The organism is Clostridium lacusfryxellense (assembly GCF_018861735.1).
GTDB classification, from domain to species: Bacteria; Bacillota; Clostridia; order Clostridiales; family Clostridiaceae; genus Clostridium_AD; species Clostridium_AD lacusfryxellense.
In genome coordinates this window covers 1-2556 of the sequence record NZ_JAHLEB010000120.1, presented here as the reverse complement: position 1 = coordinate 2556, position 2556 = coordinate 1, and the positions used below count along the sequence as shown (strand labels likewise).

Below are 2556 nucleotides of genomic sequence, written 5' to 3'. Positions count from 1 at the left end.
TAGTCTTACGACTAAATTTTACTTTATACTAAAGTAATTGACTGGTTTAACAAAATATTATTTTGCTAAGTTTACCTATTTCTCTGTTTAATTTTCAAAGACCAATTTGTTGTTTCGTATCAACCATCGACATAGTTACTCACTTGCGACGACAAAGAGTATTTTATCATAATATATTCATTATACAATTACCTAATAGTCCATATATTGAATCTGTTCTCATTTTTCTCCGTTATTCAGCATTATTGCTAGCAATACCTCATACTGATACACTAGGATAAGTATATAGTTTCTTGTCCTACATTTATCTATCAAAAATCATTTTTAGTGTTGTAATTTTCTTAATTATATCCAACTAGCTATTCTATTAACTGGTATACTATAGTTAAGGAGTTGAGCTTATGTCTTATAATTCATTAAAAAATATTATAAAAAACAGTACAAATATAGTTTTCTTTGGAGGTGCGGGTGTCTCAACTGAAAGTTGTATACCTGATTTCCGTTCTACAAATGGTTTATATAAAATAAAAACCGACTTAAAATTTTCTCCTGAAGTTATTTTAAGTCATTCTTTTTTTATAAATCATACCGAGGATTTTTTTAGATTTTATAAGTCTAATATGATTTTTAAAGATGCCATTCCCAATGATGCACATATTACATTAGCCAAGTTGGAAAAAAACAATAAATTAAAAGCTGTAATTACTCAAAACATTGATGGTTTACACCAAATGGCCGGTTCAAAGAATGTTTACGAACTCCATGGATCTGTACATAGAAATCATTGCATGAAATGTAATAGTTTCTTTGATTCAAATTATGTATTGAATAGTAAAACAGTAATTCCTATTTGTAATAACTGTGGTGGCATTATTAAGCCAGATGTTGTTCTTTATGAGGAAAGTTTAGATATGAATGTTTTAGAATCTTCTATTAGTGCAATAAGTATTGCAGATACATTAATTGTAGGCGGAACTTCTCTTGTCGTATATCCTGCTGCAAATCTCATAAAATATTTTAGGGGTACAAATTTAGTTCTTATAAATAAGTCCTCTACCTCTTATGACAATCAAGCAAATTTAGTAATTAACGACAGTATAGGCAAAGTTTTAAGTACAGTATGTGAATTGTAATTTTTTTAAAATTGTATACATGAAAAAAACACTAAGATTTACTTAGTGTTTTTTATAACTTATTCTGCTACTTTTGCAGCTGCAGCTATAGCAGAAAGATAACCATTTGTATCTACTAATGTTGCACTAGTTACAGCATCAGTCAATGGATCTTTTCCATTTTTCTTAATTAGAGCTTCTAATTCTGTCACTGTTTTACCCACTGCAAAATCTTGAACAGCATTATAGTTCGTATCGAGTGCGACTGTTGATTTAGCCTCTTCTTTCATATGTTCACTATAATATACTGCATTTGTTCTTTTGGATGCCAATACATTTGCCGCATCTTTGTAATTTGCTCCAAAATCAGATTCAGAATTTGGAACTCCTTTTGCTACATCTTTTCCCATAAATTGATAATCATCGATAGATGTAGCTGCAATTTTATCACCTGCCATTATCGTTACTGCCACCGTAAAGCATTTTGTCCCATGGGCAGCCGCTTCAACTCTTCCGACTTTTAAATTTTTTAGTGCTTCTGTATCTACTTGAATTGTACTATTTTCTTTTGCAACTTTTGCAGCTGCAACAATTGCAGAAAGATAGCCATTTGTATCTACCAATGTTGCACTAGTTACAGCATCAGTCAATGGATCTTTTCCATTTTTCTTAATTAGAGCTTCTAATTCTGTCACTGTTTTACCCACTGCAAATTCTTGAACAGCATTATAGTTTGTATCAAGTGCTACCGTTGATTTTGCCTCTTCTTTCATATGTTCACTGTAATATACAGCATTTGTTCTTTTTGATGCCAATACATTTGCTGGATCTTTGTAATTCGCTCCAAAATCAGATTCAGAATTTGGAACTCCTTTTGCTACATCTTTGCTCATAAATTGGTAATCATCTATTGATGCAGCCACTATCTTGTCACCTGCCGTTGCCACTACTGCAACTGTAAAGCACTTTGTCCCATGTGCGGCAGCCTCGACTCTTCCAATTTTAATTATAGTTTTTGCTGATGACGCTGTTTCTTCTTTTGCAACACTCTTAGTTGATGTTGTTGCCGCATCTTTGTTTCCACATCCTGCTAATAGTGTTGTTCCTAGAACCAATGACAATAATATTGTTTTGATTTTCATTGTTAGCCCCCTATATTTTTCATAATATAATATTATTTTACAATTAAAGTATATCAATTAGACAAACTTATAACAAGGTAACTAGTTGTATTCTCTAAATACTAAATGAACAAAACTATTGTGTACTATCTTATTGGTATTCATGATTAATTATTTTTACGCACAAAAAAACACTAAGATAAACTTAGTGTTTTTTTTATTACCTGGCGACAACCTACTCTTCCACAAGGTCACCCCTGCAGTACCATCGGCGCATTGAAGCTTAACCTTCGTGTTCGGTATGGGAACGGGTGTTACCTTCA

Annotated in this window: 2 protein-coding genes and 1 rRNA gene; 1 reads left to right on the top strand and 2 read right to left on the bottom strand. The window is 32.0% G+C overall.

What is annotated here, in order from left to right:
- The first annotated feature begins 401 nt into the window (after window positions 1-401).
- Window positions 402-1133: an NAD-dependent protein deacylase gene (locus KPL55_RS25445; protein ID WP_216309544.1), complete on the top strand. Its 732-nt coding sequence runs from the start codon at window positions 402-404 to the stop codon at window positions 1131-1133.
- Window positions 1134-1192: 59 nt separating this feature from the next.
- Here the strand turns inward: KPL55_RS25445 and KPL55_RS26200 are convergent, their stop codons facing one another.
- Window positions 1193-2254, bottom strand: a complete 1062-nt coding sequence (locus KPL55_RS26200; RefSeq protein WP_246599847.1) for an FMN-binding protein — start codon at window positions 2252-2254, stop codon at window positions 1193-1195.
- A gap of 201 nt (window positions 2255-2455) precedes the next feature.
- A 5S ribosomal RNA gene (gene rrf, locus KPL55_RS25435) occupies window positions 2456-2556 on the bottom strand; the annotation flags it as partial.